Genomic DNA, 25,611 nt, shown 5'->3' with positions numbered 1-25,611 from the left:
ATAATGAAAAGAGGGGTCCAGGATGAAGCGTGAAGAAATAGTCATGCTGTGTACGAACGATCTCGGAGGTCAGACGCGGGGCAAGGGCTTCCCGCTCTGCGATCTCGAAGATCGTCTGAAGAAGGGCATCGGCTGGACGCCGACCAACAGCATGATCACGTCTCACGGGCCGATCGCGCCAAGTCCCTGGGGCCCCTTCGGTGATCTCGTCCTCATCCCGGAACCTGCGAGCCGCATCCGCGTAGATTTCGGGCCCGACGCCGCGGCCGAGCATTTCATCCTCGGCGACATCATGCAGCTCGACGGCACGCCTTGGGCGGTCTGCCCGCGCAGTTTCCTCAAGCGCGTCCTGGCCGAGATCGAGATCCGCCATGGCCTGAAGGTAAAGGCGGCTTTCGAGCACGAATTCGTCTACGAGGCGGTCGAGGAACGGCCCAACTCGAGCTATGCGCTTGATGCCTTCCGCCGGCAGGGCCTGTTCGCTGAAAGCTATCTCGGGGCGATGAAGGAGGCGGGGCTCGCCATCGACACCTTCATGCCGGAATATGGTCCGAAGCAGTACGAGGTGACGGTGGGACCCGCCATCGGCGTTGCCGCCGCCGATCAGGCCGTTGCGGTACGCGAGATTGCCCGCGCCGTCGCTCACAATCTAGGCGGGCGAGCCAGCTTCACGCCGATCCTGCGGCCCGATGCGGTTGGCAACGGCGTCCACGTCCACTTCAGCCTCATTGATGCGGCCACCGGCGAGCCGGTCAACTACGACGCCTCGCACTCGGACGGCATCTCGGCGCGCGCCGGCAGCTTTGTCGGCGGCATTCTTGCCAATCTGCCGGCGATCACAGCGATGACTGCCGCCGCCACCGTCTCTTATCTGCGCCTGACCCCGAACCGCTGGAGCGCGGCATACAACAATCTCGGCTACCGCGACCGCGAGGCCGGCGTGCGCATCTGCCCGGTGTTCCAGAAGAGCGAGATCGCGCGTCAGTTCCACTTCGAGTTCCGCGCCGCCGACGCGGCAGGGAGCCCCTATCTGGTGCTGGGCGCGATCCTTGCCGCAGGTCTCCAGGGCCTCGACGCCTCGCTCCCGATCCCGCAGGTTTGCGAGGGGGCACCACAGAACCTGCCGGAACAGCGGCTTCGCGAGCTCAACATCGTGCGCCTGCCGCAGTCGCTCACCGAGGCGCTCGACCTGTTCGAGGCTGACAAGGTGCTGGAAAACACAATTGGCGCGGAACTGAAGGCTGCCTATCTCGCCCACAAGCGCTTCGAGGCGAAGATGATGGAGGAACTGCCGCTCGAGGAGCAGTGCGTTCGCTACGCCAAGTCTTACTGACCAAAGCGCTGGTGGCGGGGGACCGCCACCACTTCTTCACGCGAAATCGCGCTCCATGATGGCGATCATCGAACTCGTCGTCTCGGTGCGGCAGTAACCCTTGAACGCATTGAGCGCCGCCACGTGACGCTCGCGCGTGTCGGTCGCAACGCCGTCGCTGATGCAGATCATGTGGAAGCCGCGGTCAGCACCGTCGCGAATGGTGTGATCGACGCACTGGTCGGTGAGGAAACCCGTGACCATGATCGTGTCGATGCCGATATTGCGCATCAGGTACTCGAAATTGGTCGAGTTGAAGAGGCTGGACGAGGTTTTCGGGATCACCATCTCGTCGCGCTCCGGGCGCAGTTCATCGATAACCGTCGCATCGTGCGAGCCCTTCGGGATAAAGAAGCCCGAAAGCTTGTAGTCGAGGCTGCGATCGCGGCCGTCTTCCGTAAAATTCTCCATCACCGTGTAGACGACCTCGACACCAAAGCGGCGCGAGGCTTCGATGAGCTTCGCGATATTCGGAATGACGAAGCCGCGCACGTCTTCGTAGAACTGCGGCCGTGGGTGGCGGTTCTTCTCGTCCATCACCCAGTTCTGGGCGTCGATCACGAGCAGGGCGGTGCGCGCGGCCGTCAGCGGCAGCGCGCGGCTCTCGAACACGTCCTGCGGGCGGGGTGAACTCATAGGCGCTTCTTTCCGTTCAGATAGTGCTTCACGAAGGCGGGCTCGTCGCTGCCGAACAGACCTCGTGGACGCAAGTAGAGCACCAGGATCAGGCTGAGCGCGACGATCACCTGGCTCATGCCGTAGAGGCCGAAGGATTCCTCCACCGGGCGCAGCAGCTCCGATACGATGGTGATGGCAAACGCCGCGATGACTGAGCCGACGATGCTGCCCGAACCGCCGATGACAATCATCACGACGAGGTTGAAGGCAAGCACAATCGAGTAGGTGCGGGGCGTCACCACGCTGATGAGGTGCGCCATCAGCGCGCCGGCAACCGCCGCGAAGAACGCGCCGATGACGAAGGCGAGCATACGGATGCGCACCGTGTCGATGCCGGTGCATTCGGCGGCAAGGTCGTTTTCGCGCGTTGCCATCATCGCGCGCCCAAGCGAGGAAAACTTGATGCGCCAGACGGCGGCGACGGTCAGAACCATGAAGCCGAATGCCCACCAGATGTTGGATAGACGCGGAATGCCGGACAGTCCCGCCCCACCGCGGGTAATACCGTTCCAGTTGAGCGCCAGCCCCTGGACGATGACGATCAGGCCGAGCGTTGCCACGGCAAGATAGTGCCCGCGCAGGCGCAGCACCGGCAGCCCGACGAGGAACGCGACCAGCGCGCCCGCAAGCCCGGCGATGACGGTGGCGGGCAGCAACGACAGGTCCAGGCTGGCGATGAACTCCGGCAGGTCAGGCAGCATCGATGCCTTGCGCCGCGAGGGAAAGGTGAGGATCGCCGCGACGTAGGCGCCGATGGTCATGAAGGCCGGATGACCTAGCGAGAACATGCCGGTCATGCCGTTGGTGAAGGTGAGCGACACCGCCAGTGCCGCATTGATGAACATCACGGCGACGAGCGTCGTGAGATACGCGCTTGCCCCCGCCGTCACCAGCCACAGGGCCACGCTCGCGGCGGCTATGAGCAGGGCGATGCGCAAGGGTGCGGCAAGCCATTGGCCGCCGCCCGAAGTGCCCATGGTAATGGTTTCAGGCGCGCTCTTCGACATGGCGGACAAACAGCCCCGACGGCTTGATGAGGAGGATCAGGATCAACAGCGAGAAGACGAAGGTGTCACGGTACCCGGCATAGGCCTGCGGCAGCAGCCCGACAAACAGCACCTCGGCGAGCCCGAGGATATATCCGCCGAGCATCGCGCCGCCGATCGAGCCGACGCCGCCGATGACGCAGGCAATGAACGCCTTCAGGCCCGGCACGGAGCCGAGCAGCGGATCGATTTGGCCGAACTTCCCGCCCCAGAACAGGCCGGCGACGGCGGCCAGCGCGGAGCCGATCGCAAACGCGGCAAGGATCGTGCGGTTGACGCCGATGCCCATCAGCCGAGCCGCCATCAGGTTTTCGGCCGTCGCGCGCATCGCCCGCCCAAGCCGCGTGCGGTAGACGATCACGAACAGGATCGCGATCAGCGTCAGGGTCAGGCCGATGATGACGAGGTCGGTGAGCGACGCGCTGACGCCGCCGAGCGAGACGCGCTGGCGCATCGCTTCCGGAAACAGGAAGTTGCGCGGCTGGCCCGACAGCAGCATCAGTGCTGAGTTCTGGATGGTGATCGAAACGGCAAGCGAGGCGATGAAGCCGGTCACCTGCGGCGCGCCCAGCATCGGCCGGAACACGACCGTCTGAATTGTGGCGCCGGCCAGCGCGCCGACGAGCAGCACCACCAGCAGGGTCACCGGCCAGGGTGTGCCATAGAACAGCATCCCGAGGGTCGCGAAAGCGCCGATCATCACAAGATCGCCGTGGGCGAAGTTGATGAGGCGGACGATGCCGTAGATCATCGAAAAGCCGATCGCGACGAGCGCGTAGAGGCTGCCGAGCGCAAGCCCGTTGATCAGCTGCTGGAACAGATACTGGCTCATGCGCTCACCCCGAGATAGGCCTGCCGCACCCGGTCGTTTTCCATAAGCGACGCGCCGGTGCCGGAAAGCGTGATGCGCCCATGCTCCATGACATGCGCGCGGTCGGCGATCTCCAGGGCCATGGCCGCGTTCTGCTCGATCAGCAGGATGGTGACGCCCCGCGCCTTGAGCTCCGCGATGACGTCGAAGATCGTGTCGATCACCTTGGGTGCGAGACCGAGAGATGGCTCGTCGAGCAGAAGCAGTTTCGGTGCCCCAAGCAGTGCCCGGCCCATCGCGAGCATCATTTGCTCGCCGCCTGACAGCGCGCCTGCCGGTATCTTCTCGCGTTCGCGCAGGATGGGGAACAGCCGGTAGACCTCTTCGGTGGTCTGCGCGATCCAGTCCTTGTCGGTGCGGGCGTAGGCACCGAGCGCGAGGTTGTCGGCGACGGAGAGCGACTGAAAGATCTGCCGGCCTTCCGGACAGTGAATCAGCCCCGCGCGGACGATCGTTTCCGTGGAAGCGCGCGTGAGCTCGATCGTTCCTTCATCGGTCGTCATCCGGGCCGTGCCGGAACGGGCGGGAAGAAGGCCGGACAGTGCCAGAAGCGTCGTCGACTTGCCGGCACCATTCGCACCGATCAGCGCGACGAGCTCGCCCCTGGCGACCTCGAACGACACATCCTTCAGCACATGGGTGGCGCCGCGGAACACGTTCAGTCCGCTGACCTGGAGGATGGGTGCGTCAGGCATGAGCGGCCCTTTGTCGTCGCGTGCCCAGATAGGCTTCGATTACGGCAGGATCAGCCTGCACTTCGGCGGGCGCTCCCTCGCAGACGAGTTTGCCACGATTGAGCACCTGGATGCGGCGGCACAGGCTCATGACAAGGCGCATGTCATGTTCAACCACCAGAACGCCGATGCCCATCTCCCCGTTGATGCGGCGGATGAGTTCGACGAGTGCCTGCGTTTCGCTGGGGTTCAGCCCCGCAGCCGGCTCGTCAAGAAGCAGGGCCTTCGGATGCGTGGCAAGCGCCCGCGCTATCTCGACCCGGCGCTGGTCGCCATAGGAAAGGTCGCCGGCGCGCCGGTCGATCGCATCCGCCAGTCCCACCTCGCGGATGATCTTTGTCGCCTCTTGGGCGATCTGCCGCTCGCTGCGTCGAAATGCTGGCAGATAGGCGAGGGTAGAAAACAACGAAGAACCATGACGCAGATGCCCGCCGCACATGACGTTCTCGAGCACGGTGAGGTCCGCAAACAAGCGGATATTCTGGAAGGTGCGGGCGAGACCCGCCTGCGCGAGCTTGTGCGGCTTTTGCCCGGTCATGTCCTGCCCGCCGATCAGAATCGCTCCTTCCGAGGGCTTGTGCACCCCGGTGAGCAAATTGAACGCGGTGGTCTTTCCGGCTCCGTTCGGGCCGATCAGCCCGGCAAGGTCCTCGGACCGCAGCACCAGTGAATAGCTGTCGACGGCCACCAGCCCGCCGAAGCGTATGGAAAGGCCCTTTGCCTCGATGATTGGCTCATGGGTCATGCGTTCTAACGCTTTGACGCGGCTCTGTTTCTGTTCCCCAGGGTGATGATAGGGGCGGAGGCGAGATGGCGTCAACGAAAAGATACAACTTGAATTCCATTCGCAGATTTGTACCATTTCAGACATTCTGCGCCGGAGACAAACCCTTGACCCGTTCAGTTCAGGCGAACGCCATTGCGATCCTCGCCGAAGACGAGCCGCATCCGCTTGAGGCGTACAACGAGAACGGGTCTTCGGATTATGTGCTGATCTGCGAGCATGCCGGGCGCCGCATTCCGCGCCGCTATGGCGACATGGGGCTGTCGGAAGAAGACCTTCAGCGTCACATCGCCTGGGACATCGGCGCAAAGGACGTCGCGCTCGAACTTTCTACGCTGCTCGACGCGCCCTTGTTCACGCAGGTCTATTCGCGCCTCGTCTGCGACTGCAACCGCCGTCCCGACGTTGCCGACTTTGCGCCGACGCGCAGCGAGGACACGGTCATTTCGGCCAATCTGGATCTCAACGAAGAGGAAAGGAAGGCTCGCGCCGACGCGATCTTCTGGCCGTTCCACAACGCGGTCACCGCCGCGCTCGACGCTCGCGCGGCCGCCGGCCGCCGCACGATCCTCGTGACCGTGCACAGCTTCACGCCAGTGTTCCTGGGCAACAGCCGCCCGTGGGAGATCGGCGTGCTCTTCAACCGCGACAATGTGCTGTCACCGGCTCTCGCCGAGTGGCTCAAAATGAACACCGCTTACTGCGTCGGCATCAACCAGCCCTACAGCGTCGGCGACGATACTGACTACGCGATCCCAATCCATGGCGAACAGCGGGGTCTGCCCTGCGTCGAGATCGAAATCCGCAACGACCTGATCCGCACGGCCCCCGCTGCCCGTGAATGGGGCAAAGTGCTGGCAAGAGCGCTGCGGGAGACGGCGGTTAAACTTGGATGATAATCTTCGCCCGCATTAAATCGCCATCTTGAACTATACTATCTCTGTTCACCTGAGCGTGGGAAGCGTGTAGTTTTTCTTGGCAGTATTTAATGATATTGTCCGAGCAACCCCATGTTTTCATCCTGATGGAGCGGGGTGGTGGACAGTGAAGAACTTGTGGATCTGATCTATGCGGCTCTCCTTGGGGAGAGGACGTGGGAGGATTTTCTCAAGGCTCTGAGTGAGCAGCTTCCCGACGGTGTCGCGACGTTGTTTTACCATGACAGCGAGAAGTCGAGGGGCAGCTGGGACCTCGTCTACGGCGCGGATGCCTCGGCGCTGCGCGACGGCGGATATTATGCCAGCATCAATCCATGGATGAAGCGAGCCGCGACAAGGCAGGTGGGCGTCGGTGTCATTTCCGACCAGATGCTGCCGGTCAATGAGTTGAAGCGGACCGAGTTCTACACCGACTTCGTCTATGGCCGCTTTCGAACCAGGGCGGCAGTCGGGCTGACGATGGTCCGCGAGGAAGGAAAGTCTTTCCTGTTGTCGGTTTTGACCAGTCGCGAGGATCCGGATGAGAACGCACGCGCGGCCCAGTTGCTGACGCAACTCGCTCCGCATCTGCGGCGGGCCTTTCACTACTTTCGCGCGGGGCCGAAGCATCGGCAGATCGCCGAGATCGCGGGCTCGTTGTTCGATAGCGCGGATGTCGGGGTTTTGGTCGTCGGCGAGGGCGGTCGGCTGAAGACGGCATCGGGGTCGGCCGAACGGATGCTGACTGAAGGCAGGTGTACACGGCTCAACCCGTTGGGGCGACTGCGGCTATGCGATGCGGAAGCCGCGCAGGTGCTTCAGCGGATGCTCGACCGCACCGAAGAGGATGCGCCGCGCGCGTTCACGCGTGTCATCAACGGGACCAAGGCGACCCTGGTCCGGGTCATGAAGGATCGGTTCGCGGCCTATTTCGAAGGCCCCACCGTGGTGCTGCTCCTCGAGCCGGTGCTGCGCCCTCGTGCCCTCGAGCTTGAAGATTTCGTGAAGTCGCACAAGCTCAGCTCTGCGGAAGCGCGCGCTCTGGTCGGCCTTCTGGAAGGAAAGAATGCGGCGGCCATTGCGGCCGAAGCGTCCCTGTCGCGGGAAACGGTCAGGACGCAGATCAAAAGCCTCTACGCGAAACTCGGCGCCGCCGGCCGGATCGACGTAATCAGGCAGGTGGCACAGCTCGATCTGCGCCGGGCGACAAAGTGAACGGCCCGGTTTCCTGACTGTGTTCCCGTTGCCCGCGCGCATCCCGAAAAAAAAAGGCCCCCGCCCCAGATATGTCACTCAGGCAGGGAAAGGGTAGCTCATGACCGGATCGTGCGGATCACCCTGGAGGGTGAAGTACTCATCTGAAAAGCGTAGACCCGTGTTAGCTCGTGGTGTAGCTCCAGGCGATCAGGCGGCCAGCACGAGATAGACCTTCTTTCCCGCGGCAAGACCGACCGGGCCGCTTTCCGTGTAGCGGAAGGTCAAGCCCGCCCGGGCCACATTGTCGATCCAGCTTTTCAGCGTCGAGTAGATGTTGAAGTTGATGAGGCCGGTCGCGATTACCACGGCGTCGGCGGCAAGCAGTTCATCGACGAGCTGGTCGGAATAGGCGACGGCTGCGGCTTCCTCCGCATTGCGCGCCTCGGCCGGTTTGCGGATGGCGGTGGTGGTGACCTCGTCGAGGTGGGGGACTGGGTGGCTGCCGATGTCACGATGGACGATCGCGGCGCTTGGCAAGCGATCGGCGAGCTGGTTGGCAAGATCGATCGCAAACTTGCTGGAGAGGGACTCATTGCCGCGCGGGCTGGAGGTAACGAGCAGAATGGAGGACATGGTCTCTTCCTTTCCTCAGAATCGGAGACGGGCGGTGCCCAAGTGTCGCCAAAAGCTAGGTCTGGAAGGTCATCCAGAAAACCGATAAAAGATCGAACAAAACTATCTATCAATTGGATGGATGATCATGGAAGCGCAGCCCACCTTCGACCAGCTGCAGGTGTTCCTGACCGTTGTCGAGACGGGCAGTTTTTCGGCCGCGGCCCGCGCGCTGAACCGGGCTCAGTCGGTCGTCAGCTACACGATTGCCAACCTCGAAGCGCAGCTCGAGGTGCAGCTGTTCAAGCGGGCTGGCTCCCGCCATCCCCGCCTGACCGAGGCTGGAAAGGCGATGCTGACAGATGCCCGCCGCATCGCTGCCGGGCTCGAAAGCCTGCGCGCCCGTGCAAGAAGCCTTAAGGAGGGTGTCGAAGCAGAACTGTCGCTCGCCATCAGCGTCATGGTGCCGTCGGAAGCGGTCGTTGCCTCGCTGCGGGCCTTCCGCGAAAAGTTTCCGGCCGTTCCGCTCAACCTCACCGTTGGTGAACTCGGGATGGTCCACGACCTGATCCTGAGCGGTAAGGCGGATGTGGGCTTTTCCGGCGCGCTACTGGTCCACGACGATCGCATCACGCCGGAGAGGATCGGCCATTCCTACATGGTGCCGGTCGCTGCGCCGGATCATCCGCTGGCCCGGCTCAACCGGCGGCTTACCCGAGCCGACGTACGCGAGGAGGTGCAGATCGTGGTGATGGATTCTTCCGGCATAACACGGGGACGCGACTTCAACGTTCACTCCTACAAGACCTGGCGCGTGAGCGACATTGTCACCAAGCACCGCCTGATCAGCGGCGGTCTCGGCTGGGGCGGCTTGCCGGACGCGGTCGTTCGCAAGGACATCGAGAAGGGCAGGCTGGTGGAATTGATGGTCGATGCCTATGAGGTGACCGAGTACCCGATCTATGTCCTGCGCAGGACGGCCAATCCGCCGGGGCCCGCCGCCAGCTGGCTGATCTCTTCCTTCCGCGAACATCTGGCCGAGAGTTCCGGAGCTTCCCGCGGGCAGCGCTGACGCAGCTCAAACACGCCACGATTGCTGACAAGAGGCCGTCGACGTCGTATGGTTTTGGCGGGCGGTTGGCGCATGCTCGAGGTGGCAAATGCTTGTCGAGCGGGAAGAGCCGCTGTCCGCCCTGTTCCTCGCCCTCGATGAGGCGCGCAAAGGTCAGGGTCGTGTCGCCCTCGTGATGGGCGAGGCCGGTATTGGCAAGTCGTCCGTTCTTCGCGAATTCGTCTCAAGCGCGCAAAAGGACAGCAGCGTACATTGCGGCGCCTGCGAGGCCTTCTTCACCGCCCGTGCGCTCGGACCCCTGCACGACGTGGCGCACGGCCTGGGTCCGCATGTGGCGGAGCTTCTTCGTCGGTCGGCCCCACCCGAGCAGCTTTTCCCCGCCGTTCTCGCCTCATTGCAGGGCAATCCGCGCACCAGCGTGCTCGTGTTCGAGGACATGCACTGGGCAGACAAGGCCTCGCTCGACCTCGTCCGTTACCTCGGCCGCCGCGCCGGGATGCTGCGGCTGCTGATGATCCTGACTTTTCGGTTCGAGGAGGTCGGACCCGATCATCCGCTCGCGCAGGTAATTGGCGATCTGCCATCGCGGACCGTCGAGCGCGTGCGGCTGCAGCCGCTGTCGCCGCAGGGTGTGGCGACGCTGGCTCGGCTGGCCGGTCGCGTTGAGCCAGATCTTCATCGCCTGACCGCTGGCAATCCGTTCTTTGTGACGGAGATCCTCGCGAGCGACGAGCCGCTCACCAAAGGCATTCCGCCGTCGATCCGCGATGCGGTGTGGTCCCGCCTGTCGCGGCTCGACGAGGAAGACCGCGAGGCGCTGGAGGCGCTCAGCGTCGAGCCCGCCGGCATCGAGCCCTGGCTTGCCGAAGCTTTGCTGGGCCCCGACGCCGAGGTTCTCGTCGACAACTGTGTCGAACGCGGCCTGCTGGTGCGTGACATCAATGGCAACCTCCAGTTCCGGCATGAGCTGGCGCGCCAGTCGACGCTGGAGAGAGTATCGGCGGCGCGGCGACGCAAGCTCCACCGGCAGGTCCTCTCTGCGCTCGATGAGGCTGCTGCGGAGTCTGGTGAGGCTTCGCTATCGCGGCGGGTGCATCACGCAGCAGGGGCAGGCGAGGCAAGGCGCGTGCTGGAACTCGCGCCGCAGGCGGCCGCGCATGCCGCCAGCCTTGGCGCCCACCAGCAGGCCGCCTCCCATCTCGAAACGGCGCTGGAATATGTCGACAAAGCCCCGCAGGAACTCGCTGCCCGGCTTTGCGAGGACTGGGCCTATGAAGCGGGGATAGCTCTCCAGATCGATGACCTCGTCATCGAGCGGCGTCACCGCGCCGTCGAGCTGTGGCGCCAGCTCGGGCGGCTCGACAAGGTTGGCGAGAACCTGCGCTGGCTCGCCCGGTTGCACTGGTATCGGGGCGATTCACAGGAAGCCGGGCAATATGCCGACGAGGCGATCCGCGTGCTCGAAAGCCTTCCTCCGGGGGCGGAACTTGGGATCGCCTATGCGCTTCGCTCGCAACTGCACATGCTGAACGATCGCTTCGCGGAGGCTGTCGGCTGGGGCAACAGGGCGATCGATCTGGCCGAAGCCTTTAACGCTACCGAAACGCTTGCCCACGCGCTCAACACCGTGGCGACGGCGCTGCTGCATTCGGATCAGCCGGGCGGGTGCGAGATGATGGAGCGCAGCCTCGCGCTTGCCCTGCAGCACGGCCATCATGAGCAGGCCGCTCGCGCCTATACGAACTACGGGGAGTATGCCGTTCTTTTCAAGGACTTCCCCCTTGCCGAGCGGCTGCTCGCCGAGGGCATTGCCTACGACACCAAGCACGACCTCGACGCGTGGACGCACTACCTCGTCGGGCGGCTGGCGCAGCTGCGGCTGGAACAGGGGCGGCTCCGCGATGCAGAGACGATTGCGGCGGGCGTGATGAAGCTTGAGCGGCTGACCCTCATCATGCAGCTGCCGGCGCTGCTGGTGCTTGGCCGTGCCCGCACGCGCCTCGGCGAGTCGGATGCTCCGCTCCTTCTGCAGCAGGCACTCAGGAACGCGCTCTCGACCGGCGAGCCGCAATATATCGCGCCGGCGCGGCTTGCGCTCGTCGAAGCTGCCTGGCTGTCAGGCGATCTGGTCGCGGCGCATGAGCAACTGGCGCAGCTTGCCGCAATAGATCTCGATGCCTTCGACCGGTGGGAGTTCGGCGAACTGGTGGTCTGGTGGCAGCGCTGTCACTGCGAGCCGCCGCAGTTCCCCGTCGATCGGGCAGCCCAGCCGCGGCTCATGGAACTGAAGGGCAATCCCGAAGGTGCTGCTGACAAGTGGCTCGGGCTGGGACTTCCTTACGAGGCGGCACTCTCCCTTATGCGGGTCGAAGGCGACGATGCGGAAGTAGCGCTCAGCCGCGCTGCCACCATTTTGCAGGAGCTTGGGGCGACGCCCGCGCTTCGCCTTGCCCGCCGCAAGGCAGAGCTTCTTGGCGTCGCCGACCGGCTGCCGAAGGTGCGGCGGGGTCCATACGCGTCTGCTCGCGCGCACCCGTTCGGCCTTACTCGTCGCGAACTGGAGGTGCTGCGGCTGATGGCCGAGGGTGCGGGCAATCGCGAGATTGCCGCTCGGCTGGTGCGCTCGCCACGCACAATCGAGCATCATGTTTCGGCAGTGCTCACAAAGCTCGGGGCCGCCAACCGCATGGAAGTGATGCTGCGCCTTCGCAACGAGCCCTGGCTGCTGCAGGAGGCCGAGCCGGGCAGGTCCGCGAAATCTGGGTACAGGTCTTCCCGAAAAATGGGGGCTGGCACCGAAGCGCCGCGGCCCAACCCCGCCTAGTCTTCCACTCTGGACAGGCCATCCGCCCAATCAACGGCGGAGGGGAGGACTTGCGGGGCCGCGACATGCGATCAGTAGCTGGTCAGGGTTCTGGTAGGCGTATCGACCAGGTGCTGGTCGCATGTGTGGTTATCATCTGGGGGCTGAGCTGGCCGGTGATGAAATCTTCGGTCGCGATCGTCCCCCCGATCTGGTTCACGGTCATCCGCTACCTCATCGGTGCGTTGGTCCTGTTTGCGATCCTGATCCCCTTCGGCCGCCTGCGGCTGCCCAGCCGTCGCGACCTGCCGGTCGTGCTCAGCGTCGGCCTGTTGCAGATGCTTATGTTCACGGCGCTCGCAGCCTCGGCGCTGCGCATCATGCCGACGGGCCGCGCGGTCGTGCTGGCCTACACCATGCCGCTCTGGGTACTGCCGATCGTTGCGATGTATCCTGGCGGGCGCATCGGCCGCCGGCAACTGTTCGCGGCCGCCCTCGGCCTCTCGGGCATTCTCCTTCTCATTGATGTGGGCGGCTTTCGCGCTTTCGGGCTCGACGGCCTTATTGCCGGCGCGCTGCTGCTGATTGCGGCGCTGTCATGGGCCGTCTGCATGGTCCACATACATCATCATCGCTGGATCGGCGCCGCACTCGACCTCGCGCCGTGGCAAATGGCGCTTGCGACCATCTGCCTGATCCCGCTCGCCTACGCGATGGAAGGCCCACCCGAAGTCTCGTGGCTGCTCGAGCGGTGGGATCACCTCCTCTTCATCGGCATCCTCGCCACCGCCTTCTGCTCATGGGCGGTGGTCGAAGTCGGTACCCGCACCCGCGCCGACGTCGTCTCGATCGTCCTGCTCGGCGTGCCTGCCGTTGGCCTCATAGCTTCGCTCGCGGTTGGTCAGGAAACGCCCACGCCCAGCCTTCTCATCGGCTCGAGTGCAATCCTGGTTGCGATCGCGATGGCAGCGCTGGAGACGGCGGAGGGTTAGAGGTTGCCGCCCACCACTTTTCGCAAGGAGGCTTCGATCTGCCCGCCGCAGTAGGCGTCGCCATAGTCTGCACGTGCTCTTGCGGCCAGTACGCGTAGTGGCGGAAGATCGGAGATGCGGCGAGTCAGGGCGCTGATGTCGGGGGCCGTTTCATCCAGCATCGCCGCGATTTTCGGGAAGCGCTCGCCCATGGTTGACCAGAGTGTGGCCGTGACAATATCGGCGATACCCGGCTCCTTGCCGCCAAAGAGGGCGCCCGAATCAGACGCAAGCCCGTGGCGGTGGCCGGTCACCTCCCAGAAGGTCATCCATCGCTGCAGCCGCGGCACGAACTCGGCCCATTTCTTCTCCGTCCACATCTGCTGCCCGCCCTGAAGCGTGATCTCGTCGATCACGTCGTTGGCGTCGTTGACGATCTTCATCGTCAACGCCCTCAAGGCCGGATCGTGCGGCAACAGGCGGAGCGTATCGCCAAGATAAAGGATGATGGCAGGCATCTGGGCGATCGCGATGTTGTTTGCGTGGTCAACAAGCATCGGCGGCCCCATGAATGGGATCGGCATCTCCTCGACCGTGAGGTTCATCAGCCGACCGATTTCGCCGTCGCCGGCTTCGCGCCAGCTTTTTCCGGCAAAGGCCAGCACGGCGCGGACGAACTGTCCGCGGAATGGCACCGACCAGTAGTAGAGCGTATAGTCTTCCATGAACCGCCTCCTTCGGTCGTAAGACTGCCGACAACGCGCGAGCGGCCAGTCCGTTCAGCAGGCGAACGGGAACCTGCCGCTTGCTCGCTGGTTCTAGGCGGCACCCGCGACCGTCATGAAGGCGCGGGGTTTCACCGGCAGATCGGCACACGAGCCATGCTTGACTACGAGCACGCCCGGCACCAGATGGTCGACACGCAGATTGCGCGGCGCGGCATCCGTGACGAGCGCGTGCTGGAGGCAAGCCTCGCAACGGAGGGTGTGGAGCGCTTGCCCGACAAACTGCTCGATCTGGGTCTTGCGGAACGCATCGATGCGCGAGGCGCCGGGCCCCTGGCGGTGCCTCCCCAAAACCCACGCCCGATCCCAAGACCGCATCCTGAACGCCGGGGCAATTGCCGCATGGACGCCTAGGCCCAGGCTCGCCGACGCGGTGGAAACGCTGCTTGATGCTGGCGAAATTCCGGTCGTCCTGGGCGGCGATTGCACGAGCCTGCTGGGCTCGATGCTCGCGCTTCGACGGCGAGGCCGCTACGGCCTCTTCTTCATTGACGGCCATGCCGACTTCTTTCAGCCCGAGGCGGAACCCAATGGTGAAGGCGCCTCGATGGAGCTTGCTTTCAGCGCGCATGCGCGCATTGCTGACCTCAAGGCCAATAGCCACAGCGTCATCGTCAAGTCGACGGTATCAGCCGGGACCTCGTCGCGCATCCGGGAGGTGATCGCCGAGACCCGCCGCTCGCTCGACTTCAGCGTCGCCTCAAATCCGGAATTTTTGCGTGAGGGCAGCGCAATCGATGACTTCATGTGCCCTGACCGCATCGTGTTCGGCGCCGACGATCCACGCGCCAGCGCAACGCTGCGCGAAATCTACGCACCGCTTGCCAAAACGGGCGTGCCGGTGCTGGCCACGACGACGACCAACGCCGAACTCATCAAGCATGCGGCGAATGCGTTCCTCGCGCTCAAGATCGGCTTCATTAACGACGTCTCGGACCTTTGCGAGCAGGCCGGCGCCGACGTGATGGCGGTGGCGGAAGGCATCGGCCTCGATCGTCGCATAGGCCAGAACTTCCTGACGCCTGGTCCCGGCTTTGGCGGCTCCTGCTTTCCCAAGGACACACGCGCCTTTGCGGCCACTGGCCGCCGCCTCGGTACCCGCCAGGGGCTGGTCGAGCTCCTGATCGAGCGCAACGAGATGCGCAAGCGCCGCCTCGCCGAGCGCATCATCTCGGAAGCAGGGCTTAGGCACGGCGCCCGAGTTGCCGTGCTCGGCCTTGCCTTCAAGGCGGGCACTGATGACGTGCGCGAGTCGCCTGCGCTGCCGATCATCGCTCACCTGCAGCGTTCCGGAATGGTTGTGCGGGCGCATGACCCGCAGGCGGCGCAAAATGCTGCCCGCTTGAACCCCGAACTTGAAATCGCGGAAACCCCTTACGACGCCGCCCGCGGCGCAGACGCGCTTGTCGTGCTGACCGAATGGAGCGACTACGCAAGCCTCGACATGGCCCGTCTCGCCGGGCTGATGCGGCGGCGCTACGTGTTCGACTTTCGTAATATCCTGCCGCTCGATCAGAAGAACCGCGCAGACTTCACCTGTGTTCGCCTCGGCCGCCGCAGCTTCCGCCCTAGCGAAACGAGCCCCGGTAGCACTGGCGCTGCCTACGCCGGACGCTCCGTCGCCGCGCCGCAGGGCTAATTATTTAGTCGTTCAGGACCTGCGACAGAGCGCTGCAGCCCGGCACTTCCAGACGCCATAGATGCGGCTTGAGGCGTGAAACCAGAGTTTTCCGCCGCATCGATCACGCAACAAGTGGCCTCACCTTTAAGCAGACCGGGGCCCGCTCGCCTGAGTCCTATTGAGACAATCGTTACCGCCACATATAAGGCGATTCCACAAGGAGAGGCGGTCTCGTGCGGGGGCCGCCTTTTCAACAGGACGACTTCTCCGTTAGCGTCCTGCCGCAGGGTCAACAGGATTATGCTGTCTTGGCGATCCTCGTGCGGTCATATGGTCACTCTAGCTCTCAGGAGGAACGGCCCTTGAGAATTGGTGCATTACAGGAAGTCTATCCTGGCGAGCAGCGCGTTGCCCTGACGCCCGACAGCGCACGGCAGCTCGAGAAACTCGGCCATGCCTGCTTCGTGGTGGCGGGCGCAGGTGCTGCGGCCGGCATTTCGGACGATGCCTATCGTGCGGCTGGCGTGACGGTGGTGCCGGATGCGGCAGCACTTTTCGGCGAAGTCGATGTGGTGGTGAAGGTTCGCCCGCCGGCCGAAGGAGAGGTGAAACTCTTCCGCAAGGGCCAGACGCTGATCTCGTTCATCTATCCGGCCCAGAGCTCCGAGCTGCTCGAGGAGCTGAAGGAACGCGGCGTCACGACGATCGCGATGGACATGGTGCCGCGCATCTCGCGCGCGCAGAAGATGGACGCGCTGTCGTCGATGGCGAACATCGCCGGCTACCGTGCTGTCATTGAGGCGGGCAACAATTTCGGCCGCTTCTTTACCGGACAGGTGACGGCCGCTGGCAAGATTCCGCCGGCAAAGGTGCTGGTGGTGGGCGCGGGCGTTGCCGGTCTTGCGGCGATCGGTACCTCGGTCAGCCTTGGCGCCATCACCTATGCCTTCGACGTGCGCCCGGAAGTTGCCGAGCAGATCGAGTCGATGGGTGCAGAATTCGTCTTCCTCGAATTTGAGGAAGCGCAAGATGGTGCCGCCACCGGCGGCTATGCGGCGCCCTCGAGCCCCGAGTTCCGGGAAACGCAGCTGGCAAAATTCCGCGAGCTGGCGCCCGACATGGACATCGTCATCACCACGGCTCTGATCCCCGGCCGTCCGGCTCCGGTGCTGTGGACGAAGGACATGGTCGAGGCAATGAAGCCCGGCTCGGTCATCGTCGACCTTGCCGCCGAGCGCGGTGGCAACTGCGAGCTGACCAGGGCCGACGAGCGCGTCGTCACCGACAACGGCGTCGTCATCATCGGCTACACCGACTTCCCGAGCCGCATGGCCTCCCAGGCCTCGATGCTCTACGCCAACAACGTCCGTCACTTCCTTTCGGATCTGACGCCTTCCAAGGACGGCGTCATCGTCCACAACATGGAAGACGACGTCATTCGTGGTGCGACCGTTACCCATGACGGGGCGATCACCTTCCCGCCGCCGCCGCCGAAAGTGCAGGCGATCGCGTCGGTAAAGAAGCAGGAAAAGCCGAAGGAACTCACGCCGGAAGAGCGCCGTGCACAGGAGGCGGAAGCCTTCCGCAAGGCAACGAGGACGCAGGTCGGGCTACTCGCGATCGGCACGATGCTGATCCTGCTGGTCGGCGCCTATGCGCCGCCGAGCTTCATGTCGCACTTCGTGGTGTTCATGCTGGCCTGCTTCGTCGGCTTCCAGGTGATCTGGAACGTCTCGCACTCGCTGCACACGCCGCTGATGGCGGTCACCAATGCGGTGTCCGGCATCATCATCCTCGGCGCCGTTGCGCAGATAGGCTCCTCGTCCTGGATCGTCGCCATCCTCGGTACGATCTCGGTGCTGATCGCGACCATCAACATCGTCGGCGGCTTCCTCGTCACCCGGCGCATGCTCGCCATGTTCCAGAAGTCGTAGAGCGCGGGGAGCTAAGACATGCACAACCTCAAACAGATGTTCGCCCACATCGGCGACCCCGGCATTGTCATTGCGGCCTATATTGCCGCGGCGGTGCTGTTTATCCTCTGCCTTGGCGGACTGTCAGGCCAGGAAAGCGCCAAGCGCGCGGTCTGGTACGGCATTGCCGGCATGGCGCTCGCCGTCTGCGCAGCGATCTTCACGCCGGGCGTCGGCCATCACTGGCTGATCGTGCTGATGCTGATCGCGGGCTCCGTGCTCGGCTATCTGGTGGCGGCGCGCGTACAGATGACCGAGATGCCGCAGCTGGTGGCGGCGCTGCACAGCTTCGTCGGCCTTGCCGCCGTCTTCATCGGCTTTTCGACCCACATCGAGCTTGCCCGCCTCGGCCATGCCATCGGCAATCCGGCGGCACTGCTTGCCCTCGAGCCGCATGAGCTCAGCGCCTTTGCGGTGAAGCTTTTGGCAAAATCCCCGGCCGAGATCGCCATCCTGAAGGTCGAAACCTTCCTTGGCGTCTTCATCGGCGCGGTGACCTTCACCGGCTCCGTCATTGCCTTCGGCAAGCTCGCGGGCAAGGTTGACGGCAAGGCAAAGAAGCTGCCGGGCGGCCATGCGCTCAATGCAGGTGCTGCGATCATCTCGCTGATCCTCCTGATCGTCTATCTGAACACCGGCTCGTTCTGGGCGCTGTTCCTGATGACGCTGCTCGCCTTCTTCATCGGCTACCATCTGATCATGGGCATCGGCGGCGCCGACATGCCGGTGGTGGTGTCGATGCTGAACTCCTATTCGGGCTGGGCGGCAGCTGCGATCGGCTTCTCGCTCGGCAATGATCTGCTGATCGTCACCGGTGCGCTGGTTGGCTCGTCGGGTGCGATCCTCTCCTACATCATGTGCAAGGCGATGAACCGCTCGTTCATCTCGGTGATCCTCGGCGGCTTCGGCAATACCACGGGCCCGGCGATGGAGATCGAGGGCGAGCAGATCGCGATCGACGCCGAAGGCGTAGCGGCCGCGCTCAACGAGGCAAGCACGATCATCATCGTGCCGGGCTACGGCATGGCAGTGGCGCAGGCACAAGGAGCGGTGAGCGAGCTGACCCGCAAGCTGCGCGCCCGCGGCAAGGAAGTGCGCTTTGCGATCCACCCGGTCGCGGGCCGTCTTCCCGGCCACATGAACGTGCTCCTCGCCGAAGCCAAGGTGCCGTACGACATCGTGCTTGAGATGGACGAGATCAACGACGACTTCCCCGACACCGACGTCGTCATCGTCATCGGCTCGAACGACATCGTCAATCCGGCCGCGCAGGAAGATCCGAACAGCCCGATCGCCGGCATGCCGGTGCTGGAAGTGTGGAAGGCGCGCCACGTCTTTGTCTCCAAGCGCGGCAAGGGTACCGGCTACTCCGGCATCGAGAACCCGCTGTTCTACAAGGAGAACACGCGCATGTTCTACGGTGACGCCAAGGACAGCATCAACGCATTGCTGCCCATGATCGAGTAGGTGAAAACGCCTTCTCAGCCAGCATTACAAATCGCCGTTCCTCACCCGAGGAGCGGCGATTTTTTTTGGATGAATGGTCAGATCAGGGATGTCACCTGACGTGAGGATTAGAGCGGCGCCGCGCGCCACTCACAGCGTCCCGACATAGCCTCGGCTTCAGGCCTGGGGAAGGCGGGGGCTTCTCAAAGCCGTCAGAGAGCAACCCGCTTCGTCGGTACACCAGCCTCACACGTGGCGCTTGGCGCGGAGCGCATCCGTATTGGCGGTGCCCCGCCGCCAACCCTTAGAAATGATACGTCAGCCCGGCGCCGATCAGGTGCGCGTCGCCGTGGCGCGTCCAGGTGCCGCGATAGAAGACGCCGGCTTCAAGCTTCTGGGTGACGTCGACATCGACACGCGCTTCGACGAGCGCCGCATCGACGCCAGGCAGCGAGGAACTGATCGCCATCTCCGGGCCGCCCGCAAAGTGGTGGCGGCTGGTGGAGCCGGCGCCGTGGAGGTTCCTCTGGTACGCAACCGCCACACTCGGCCGCACCCGCATGCCGCCCGGCGTGACATAGGTGGTTCCGGCACGCACGCCCACTTCGAGATCGGTGCGCGAGACGCGGTTGCCGCCGGAATAGAGGTTCGCCGCGCCCGCGCCGCTTTCCCGAAAGCCATCGGTGCGGGCTTCGAAATGCGAGATGCCGACATACGGCTCGACCGAAACGCCGCCGACATCGAAGTTGTAGCCGGCTTCGCCGAAGACCTCGGCCGACCAGCCTGAATAATCGCTGGCGGCAACGCCCTGCAGCGGGCCAACGTCCACTTGCCGCTGCAGCGACGCCTGATGGCGGGCGGCCTGTGCGCCGGCGCGCAGCCGCAGATTGCCCTGCTCGTAGCTGCCGTAGACGCCAAGGCTGGCGGTGTCGACATCGCCGCTGGTGCGGCGCGCCGGGCTCGAGATGTCGCTGCGGCCATAGCCGCCGAAGACGCCGACCGTGACATTCTCGTTCGGCTGGAAGTCGACGCCGCCGATCACCGAGACGCTGCGAATCTCTGCCTCTGCACCATTGCCGTCGCTCTTGCGCCGGTCGCGCGCGCCTTGCGCAGTCGTCCAGACCTGGATGCCGTTGCCGGTGCGCTGGCGCAGCCGCTCAAGCACGGCCCGCCGCGCGTGGTCGCGGGCCGCTGTCATCGTGTCGAGGACATTGGCGTGGCCTTCGCCGGAAAGATTGTCGAACGCCGCGCGCGCGCCGGCCACGTTCGTCGGCAGCACGGCGTCAAAGACGTCGTTGCCGTTGCCCAGTGTCTCGACGGCTTGGGCGGTGGTTCGCTGGTTCGGCGTTTGCGCGACATCCGCGAAGGCGACGTTGTTGCGCTCCAGCCGGACGGAGAGCGTATCCGCGCCGTAGATCAGGTCGGGATCGAGGAAGGCAAAGTCGGCCTCGACCGTATCAAAGGTGCCGTTGATCGTGCCGGCGTGTAGGATCTCGTAGGCTAAGGCAGGGTCGATCGTTCCGGCTGGCCGCAGGTCGAGCCGGCCGCCAAGGGTTGCCGTGCCGCCGACGCTGAGGCCGGCTGCGCCGGGGCCGATATACGCTACCAGCGTGCTGTCGGGAGCGAGCGAAAGATCGCCGAGGACGCTGAGGCCATCGCCGCCATAGAGCGTCCCGGCAATGGCTGCGGACTTAACCTCGCCCGAGCCGGAGAGGGCCGCGTTTTCCGCAACCGAGACAGCCGAGTTCGCGATGCTGCCGTCGACGCGCAGCGCGCCGCCGAGCACGCGGGTAGGACCGAAATAGGCGTTTGTGCCGGCAAGGGTGAGTTCGCCGTTGCCCTGCTTGGTCAGCCCGCCTGTGCCGGTGATCGCGCCGTCGAACCGGGTCGACTGGCCGTTGCCGCCGGTAGTCAGGGTGGCTGTGGCAAGATCAACGGTGCCGGCGCCCGCGAGCGAGCCGATGGTCTGTTCGAAGGCAGCAAGCGAGAGGGTCGCGCCGCCGTCCACGGTATAGGCGGAGCTTGCGGAGAACGTATTTTCCGCTCCGGCCTCGAGCGTGCCTGCCGCAACGCGCGTTGCGCCGGAATAATTGCTCTTGCCTGACAGGTTGAGCGCTCCAGAGCCGCGCTTGACGAGGCCGCCGCCTTGTCCGCCGTCACCGATCGTTCCCGCGAAATCGACAAGCGGTGTGTCGTCGCCGACCGCGAGGGTGCGCTGGCCCAACCGGACATCGCCTGCGCCCGACAGGGAGCCAAGGCCGACATCGTTCGCAGCCGCCGAGATGTCGAGTGCCGCGCCGCTGTCGAGATGCAGCTTCGCCGAGCCGCCATCGGCATTGTCGGCGAAGGTGATCGTCGCCCCCGGCGACATGGTGATCGACGCGGCCCCGGCGCTGGCGCGGCCGGCAAACCGGAGTTCCGCGCCGCCGGAAATCTCTGCCGTGCCCGCCGAGCTGTCGTCTGAAAATGCGATGCGGCTGCCGGCATTGCCGATGATCTCGGCGCTGCCGGCGGTGCTCGCCTCGGAGAAGGCGACCTCGCCGCTCGTGGAGATGAATCCGTCGCCGGCGCTGGCGCGGCCGGCAAAGCGCAGGCTGGAGCTGGCATTGCCGGTAATTGCGCCCGAGTTCAACGAGCTGTTGTCCGTAAAGGTGACCGCGCCGCTGTTCGAAATGAAGCTCGTCGTGCCGCCGCTGGCGCTGCCGGAAAACGCGACCGAACTGCCCTCGTTGTTGACGATCGATGCGCCTTGCAGCGACGCGTTGCCGGAGAAGGTCGTCTGGCCGTTGTTGGTGATCTGGGCAATTTCCGCCCGCGAATTTCCGTCGAAGGCGAGGCTGCCGGTGCCGTTGACGGTGATGACGGCGCGGTTCGCGGTCGAGCTGCCGGAGAAGCGGGTCGCGCCATTGGTTGTGACGAAGGCGGCGCCCGCCGATGCGTTTTCGGAGAAGTTCAGCTCGCCGCCGCCATTGGCGACGATGCGGGAGTCGGCCGCGGTCGATTGCTTGCTGAAGCGGATGCCGCCCCCGTCATTCGCCGTGAGCGACGCAGAGGCGGCCGTCGCGCGGCCCTCGAAGCGGGTCGTGCCGCCATTGTTGATGATGTGGGCCGAGGACGCGGTGGCGTCGTCCCTGAAGATGACCTGCCTGCCCGGTGAGGTTTCCAGCGATGCCGAACCAGCCGAATCGTGGCCGGCGTACACCGTATCCGACGGCTCCATGGCGAAAGGCGTAACGGACTGGGCCCGGGCCGGCGAAACGGATAGGGCGGCGATGCTGGTGCACGCCAGAAGGGCAATCTTGTTCATGGAAATCCGCCGCGAATGTACACGCCACAGCTGCTTGTGTCCGCCGGAGCCGTCAGGCCCCGGTCGCTTCAGGTCTGCTACCACCAATTGTCTGAAGAATCGACAGGTGAAGTCAGATTCCTAGCGCCAGTTGCGGCAGCGGGAGACGGCGTCCGCAAAGCGCGCCTGCCAGGCAGCCGTATCAGCATCCGGTGCCGGCAGGAATTCCTCGCCGTGCTCCGGCCGCGGCAGTTCCGCGCCGATCGCAAGACCGGCGAGCGCCGCGCAGCCGAGGCTGGTGAGCTCCGAGAAGCGGTAGGCGCGGATCGGCCTTTTGGTGACGTCGGCAAGGAAGCGGGTGAAGTAACCGTTGGTGGACAGGCCGCCATCCACCGTCACCGCGACTTCGACCCTGAGCTGCTTGTCGACGGCCCGCAGCACCTCGGACGTGCGCAGTGCTATGCCCTCGAGTGCTGACTGGACGAGGTCTTCGGCCGTCGTCTCGCCGCCCATGCCGATCCACAGGCCCGCGGCGGAGCGGTCCCAGTAGGGGCAGCCAAGTCCGGACAGGGCCGGGACGAAGGCGAGGCCGCGCGAGATCGCGGGGCCATTCGGAAACTCGGACAGGCTGACATTCTGCAGGAGGCCGATGCGACGCAGCCATTCGATGGTCGCACCCGCGTCGTAGACGCCGCCGTCGACGGCGTAGGTGGTTTCGTGCGGCAGGCTCCAGGCGACGGTCGGCAAGAGCCCGAGGTCGGGCGCGCGCAGGATCTGGGTACCCGTGACGGCGAGTGCGAAGGCGCCGGTGCCGAAGGTGATCTTGGCGTCGCCCGGCTTGCGGCAGCCGTGCCCGTAGAGCGCGGCCTGCTGGTCGACGACAGAGGCTGTCAGCGGCACGCCGTTGACCTCGCCCAGCACCTCGCCGGCGGTGAGGCCGATTTCGGGCAGGCATTCCATCGGCACGCCGAACAGACGGCAAAGTTCGGGATCCCACTGCCTGGTTTCGAGGTTCATCAGCGAGGTACGCGAGGCAGTCGTCGTGTCGGTGATGAAGCGGCCGGTGAGGCAGTTGAGAAAATAGGCGTCGGTGGTGCCAAGACGCAGCCGCCCCCTCGCCAGCGCTTCCTTTGCGGCGGGCAGATGCTCGACGATCCACGCGAGCTTGCTGGCCGAGAAATAGGGATCGAGCGGCAGGCCGGCACGCGCAAGCGTGATTTCCTCGGCGCCGTCCTGGCGCAATTTTTCGATCAGGTCGGCGGTGCGGCTGTCCTGCCAGACGATCACCGGGGACAGGGGCTCAAGCGTATCAGAATCCCAGGCAAGGCAGCTTTCGCCCTGGTTGTCGATGCCGATCGCGTCGACCGGACCTGCCGCCTCGATGCAGGCGCGGACATTGGCGAGAAGCTCAAGCGGGTCATGCTCGACGCGCCCGGGACCGGGGTGGATCTGCGCGTGGCGAACCGAATGCCGGATCTCGCGCGAGCCTTCCTCATCCGCCACGAGGACGCGAGAAGAGGTTGTTCCCTGGTCAATTGCAGCTATGCGCATTCCGTTGCCCCGCTCCGGTTGTCTACGTCGGCTCATTTCGTTGGGCTGCGGGCGCCAGTATTTGCCCCTCGTCGTGGGCTTAACGGACCGGCATCCGCAGCGGCACCACGTAGCTCAGGCCACGCCGTCAGTCACGCGGATTTCGCGGTGAGGGGAGGGATCAAGAAGCAAATCCGGGGCGAGAGCGCGCTTAACTTTGAAGGTTTATTAGGTGGTTGCCCGCGCTCGTTGACCATCACCACGGCAGGGAGAATGTCTTGACGTTGGTGTAGGACTTCATCGCCTCGATGACGCCCTCCTTGTAGCCGTTGCCCGAATCCTTGATGCCGCCGAACGGGCTCATCTCGATGCGGTAGCCGGGGACTTCCCAGATGTTGACCGTACCGACCTTGAGGCCSGCAATGTACTTCTGCATGCGGCGGAAGTCGTTGGTGCAGACACCYGASGAGAGGCCAAAGGCGGTCGAGTTGGARAGCGCGATCAGCKCRTCRTCRTYGTCCGGCGCGCGGATGATCGGCACGATCGGGCCGAAGGTTTCCTCCATCACGAGCTCGGAGGAATGCGGCACGCGGTCGACGACGATCGGCGGCAGGAGCGCACCCTGGCGGCCGGGGTGRTAGAGGATCTCGGCACCGGCTTCSGCGGCCATRTAMACGCGCTGTTCGAAGAGCGCKGCGGCCYTTTCRTGSACSACGGTGCCSAGCTCGGTCGCCCGGTCCATCGGATCGCCGAACTTCAGCTTCTTCGCGCGCTCGAGCACCAGCGGCACGAAGCGATCGGCGACCTTTTCCTGAACAAGGATGCGCTTGACGGCCGTGCAGCGCTGGCCCGAGTTTTTCGTGGCACCGGCAACGGCAAGGTCGGCGGCCCTGGCAAGATCCTCGTCGGAGAGGTCGTTCAAAATGATCAGCGGGTCGTTGCCGCCGAGCTCCAGCACCTGGCGCTTGTAGCCGGCCTTCGAGGCGATCATCTTGCCGACCGGCACGCCGCCGGTGAACGTGATCAGGTCGATGTTCGGATTGGTGATCATCTCGTCACCAATGTCCTGCGGCCAGCCGGTGACGACCGACAGCATCTGCGGTGGCAGGCCGGCCTCATAAAGAATGTCGGCCAGCATCAGCGCCGTCATCGGCGTCAGTTCCGTCGGCTTGACCACCACGCAGTTGTTGGTCGCAATCGCCGGCGCCACCTTGTGCGAGACCATGTTGAGCGGGTGGTTGAACGGGGTGATCGCCGAGATCGCATTGAGCGGCTCGCGCAGGGTAAAAATCTTGCGCTGCTTGCCGTGGGGGGTGAGATCACAGGAGAAGATCTCGCCGTCGTCGATGAGGCAAAGCTGGCCCGAGAGCGTGAAGACGTCAAAGGCGCGGCCGACCTCGTAGAGCGAGTCCTGCTTGGAGATGCCGAGTTCCAGCGTGACGAGATCGGAAATCTCTTCCTTGCGCGCGTTCAAAAGCTCGGCGGTCTTCAGAAGGATCTTCTGGCGCTCGTAGCGGGTGAGCTTCGGCTGGTAGCTGGCAGCGATCTCGAAGGCGCGGCGGGCGTGGCTCGCATTGCCCGCCGGCACCGTGCCGACGACGGTGTCGTTCCACGGATAGCGGACCTCGAGCGTTGCTTCCGCATCCACCTTCTCGCCGGCAATGCGCATCGGCTCGTGGCGGACTTTGATCGTGCTGTCTGAATGGGTCATCTGTTCTCAATCCCGTCTCAGAAAGGCCGCGTAACGGCAGCGCCAACGCGTGAGCCTGATCGTCTGGTTTTTTCCCTGCACCTTACCCATCCCCAGAAGGGGAAGGGAAAGCAGGCAAGGTTCTTGCAAGGCCATCAGCCTTGCCTTGTTCTTCGTTCCCGGCGCTGGCACCGCCCTGCCTCAAGGCTTTCTTCTGTACCCC

The 25,611-nt window shown here is 64.5% G+C and carries 19 protein-coding genes and 1 pseudogene; 10 read left to right on the top strand and 10 right to left on the bottom strand.

All coding sequences use genetic code 11. The features are described 5' to 3' along the window. The first annotated feature begins 22 nt into the window (after positions 1-22). Positions 23-1,333, top strand: coding sequence for a glutamine synthetase family protein (locus L610_RS11710; RefSeq protein ID WP_144705310.1), 1,311 nt, complete (start codon positions 23-25; stop codon positions 1,331-1,333). Positions 1,334-1,369: 36 nt separating this feature from the next. On the opposite strand, the gene L610_RS11705 is transcribed toward L610_RS11710, so the two are convergent. The 5 genes from L610_RS11705 to L610_RS11685 are packed head-to-tail and all read right to left on the bottom strand — an operon-like array spanning position 1,370 to position 5,572. Continuing rightward, positions 1,370-2,008, bottom strand: a complete 639-nt coding sequence (locus L610_RS11705) for a cysteine hydrolase family protein (protein WP_144705308.1) — start codon at positions 2,006-2,008, stop codon at positions 1,370-1,372. After that, positions 2,005-3,057 (bottom strand): branched-chain amino acid ABC transporter permease, encoded by a 1,053-nt coding sequence (locus tag L610_RS11700; protein WP_144705306.1) that lies wholly within the window; start codon positions 3,055-3,057, stop codon positions 2,005-2,007. The genes L610_RS11705 and L610_RS11700 overlap by 4 nt, the downstream gene beginning before the upstream one ends. Then, positions 3,038-3,928, bottom strand: a complete 891-nt coding sequence (locus L610_RS11695; protein ID WP_144705304.1) for a branched-chain amino acid ABC transporter permease — start codon at positions 3,926-3,928, stop codon at positions 3,038-3,040. The genes L610_RS11700 and L610_RS11695 overlap by 20 nt, the downstream gene beginning before the upstream one ends. After that, the gene (locus L610_RS11690; protein ID WP_144705302.1) at positions 3,925-4,662 is read right to left on the bottom strand and encodes an ABC transporter ATP-binding protein; all 738 of its coding nucleotides are present in this window, start codon (positions 4,660-4,662) and stop codon (positions 3,925-3,927) included. Before L610_RS11690 ends, L610_RS11695 begins: the two co-directional genes overlap by 4 nt. Next, entirely contained in the window at positions 4,655-5,572 is a 918-nt protein-coding gene (locus tag L610_RS11685) for an ABC transporter ATP-binding protein (protein WP_246658999.1), read from the bottom strand. The genes L610_RS11690 and L610_RS11685 overlap by 8 nt, the downstream gene beginning before the upstream one ends. Before the next feature lie 20 nt (positions 5,573-5,592). Here L610_RS11685 and L610_RS11680 point away from each other — a divergent pair, with 20 nt between their 5' ends. After that, positions 5,593-6,381 carry an N-formylglutamate amidohydrolase gene (locus L610_RS11680; RefSeq protein ID WP_186441439.1) on the top strand — a complete coding sequence of 263 codons (789 nt, stop codon included), beginning with the start codon at positions 5,593-5,595 and terminating at the stop codon, positions 6,379-6,381. Between the two features lie 141 nt (positions 6,382-6,522). Continuing rightward, complete coding sequence (locus tag L610_RS11675; protein WP_144705296.1) at positions 6,523-7,617, top strand: LuxR C-terminal-related transcriptional regulator; 1,095 nt, start codon at positions 6,523-6,525, stop codon at positions 7,615-7,617. A 192-nt stretch (positions 7,618-7,809) separates the two neighbouring features. Here L610_RS11675 and L610_RS11670 read toward each other — a convergent pair. Continuing rightward, positions 7,810-8,232 (bottom strand): annotated as a pseudogene (locus L610_RS11670) (FMN-dependent NADH-azoreductase); the annotation flags it as partial. A 127-nt stretch (positions 8,233-8,359) separates the two neighbouring features. Here L610_RS11670 and L610_RS11665 point away from each other — a divergent pair. From L610_RS11665 to L610_RS11655, 3 genes are all read left to right on the top strand, one after another. Beyond that, positions 8,360-9,283 (top strand): LysR family transcriptional regulator, encoded by a 924-nt coding sequence (locus L610_RS11665; RefSeq protein ID WP_144705292.1) that lies wholly within the window; start codon positions 8,360-8,362, stop codon positions 9,281-9,283. Positions 9,284-9,371: 88 nt separating this feature from the next. Further along, positions 9,372-12,107 (top strand): AAA family ATPase, encoded by a 2,736-nt coding sequence (locus L610_RS11660; RefSeq protein WP_144705290.1) that lies wholly within the window; start codon positions 9,372-9,374, stop codon positions 12,105-12,107. A gap of 65 nt (positions 12,108-12,172) precedes the next feature. Next, positions 12,173-13,078, top strand: coding sequence for a DMT family transporter (locus L610_RS11655; protein ID WP_144705288.1), 906 nt, complete (start codon positions 12,173-12,175; stop codon positions 13,076-13,078). Here the strand turns inward: L610_RS11655 and L610_RS11650 are convergent. Then, positions 13,075-13,782 (bottom strand): glutathione S-transferase, encoded by a 708-nt coding sequence (locus L610_RS11650; protein ID WP_144705286.1) that lies wholly within the window; start codon positions 13,780-13,782, stop codon positions 13,075-13,077. The two genes, L610_RS11655 and L610_RS11650, sit on opposite strands and share 4 nt — an antisense overlap. Before the next feature lie 156 nt (positions 13,783-13,938). Here L610_RS11650 and L610_RS20530 point away from each other — a divergent pair, with 156 nt between their 5' ends. The 4 genes from L610_RS20530 to L610_RS11635 all read left to right on the top strand — a co-directional run bounded on the left by L610_RS20530 (position 13,939) and on the right by L610_RS11635 (position 18,903). Next, complete coding sequence (locus L610_RS20530) at positions 13,939-14,196, top strand: hypothetical protein (protein ID WP_245263724.1); 258 nt, start codon at positions 13,939-13,941, stop codon at positions 14,194-14,196. Beyond that, complete coding sequence (locus L610_RS11645) at positions 14,096-15,481, top strand: nucleotide sugar dehydrogenase (protein WP_246658998.1); 1,386 nt, start codon at positions 14,096-14,098, stop codon at positions 15,479-15,481. The genes L610_RS20530 and L610_RS11645 overlap by 101 nt, the downstream gene beginning before the upstream one ends. A 344-nt stretch (positions 15,482-15,825) precedes the next feature. Continuing rightward, on the top strand, positions 15,826-17,397 hold the full coding sequence (locus L610_RS11640; protein ID WP_144705284.1) for a Re/Si-specific NAD(P)(+) transhydrogenase subunit alpha: 1,572 nt from the start codon (positions 15,826-15,828) through the stop codon (positions 17,395-17,397). 18 nt (positions 17,398-17,415) lie between these two features. Further along, on the top strand, positions 17,416-18,903 hold the full coding sequence (locus L610_RS11635; protein ID WP_246658997.1) for an NAD(P)(+) transhydrogenase (Re/Si-specific) subunit beta: 1,488 nt from the start codon (positions 17,416-17,418) through the stop codon (positions 18,901-18,903). A 283-nt stretch (positions 18,904-19,186) separates the two neighbouring features. Here the strand turns inward: L610_RS11635 and L610_RS11630 are convergent, their stop codons facing one another. The 3 genes from L610_RS11630 to phnY form a co-directional block, all read right to left on the bottom strand. Continuing rightward, positions 19,187-22,189, bottom strand: coding sequence for an autotransporter domain-containing protein (locus tag L610_RS11630; RefSeq protein WP_144705282.1), 3,003 nt, complete (start codon positions 22,187-22,189; stop codon positions 19,187-19,189). Positions 22,190-22,309: 120 nt separating this feature from the next. Next, positions 22,310-23,719: an FGGY family carbohydrate kinase gene (locus L610_RS11625; RefSeq protein ID WP_144705280.1), complete on the bottom strand. Its 1,410-nt coding sequence runs from the start codon at positions 23,717-23,719 to the stop codon at positions 22,310-22,312. A 235-nt stretch (positions 23,720-23,954) separates the two neighbouring features. Beyond that, on the bottom strand, positions 23,955-25,409 hold the full coding sequence (gene phnY, locus L610_RS11620) for a phosphonoacetaldehyde dehydrogenase (RefSeq protein WP_144701857.1): 1,455 nt from the start codon (positions 25,407-25,409) through the stop codon (positions 23,955-23,957). Between the last annotated feature and the right edge of the window lie 202 nt (positions 25,410-25,611).

Source organism: Aminobacter sp. J44 (genome assembly GCF_007829415.1).
GTDB lineage: Bacteria > Pseudomonadota > Alphaproteobacteria > Rhizobiales > Rhizobiaceae > Aerobium.
The sequence above is the reverse complement of the archived record's forward strand: the minus strand, read 5'-3'. Positions and strand labels throughout refer to the sequence as shown.